This window comes from Vescimonas sanitatis (assembly GCF_049060325.1).
GTDB lineage: Bacteria > Bacillota > Clostridia > Oscillospirales > Oscillospiraceae > Vescimonas > Vescimonas sanitatis.
Window position 1 is genome coordinate 1 of sequence record NZ_JBMGPW010000051.1, and the last position, 424, is coordinate 424.

The following is a 424-nucleotide window of genomic DNA, read 5'->3' on the forward strand; positions in this document are numbered from 1 at the left end:
GTGGGTCACCTGAGCACGGGTCTCGCCCTCATGCCGGGGGTGTGGCTGCTGTGGTGGTTGCTCAGCCAGGCCCTCGCCACACCTCTCGGTGGATGGTTCTCGCTGGGGCTCGCTGTGACCGCTGTGGTGGTCAGCTCGATCTTGGTCGCCTGTGGTGAGCGGCCTTTTGTGGTCGCAGCGGCCCACCCTTCCCCGGGCGGCTGGGGCTATGCCGTGTGGAGCTTCGTGGTTCCCCCGATCGTGGGAGGAATCGTCGGCTGGTTTGTCTCTGCGGGGGTTGCCGTGTGCGGCGCTGTCGCGATGTTCCTCGTCTTCGCCGCTGAAGCAGTGTGGGTGAAGGTCTGGAAGCCGGGCATGAGTGCGGCTGAGGTTCAGGAGGCATGGGGGAAGACCACGCAGATGACTCGAGACATGACTGCAGAAG

The 424-nt window shown here is 65.3% G+C and carries 1 protein-coding gene; it reads left to right on the top strand.

From position 1 onward, the window contains the following. A partial coding sequence (locus tag ACOMDU_RS13705) for a hypothetical protein (RefSeq protein WP_421130712.1) occupies window positions 1-424 on the top strand: 424 nt, incomplete at both ends.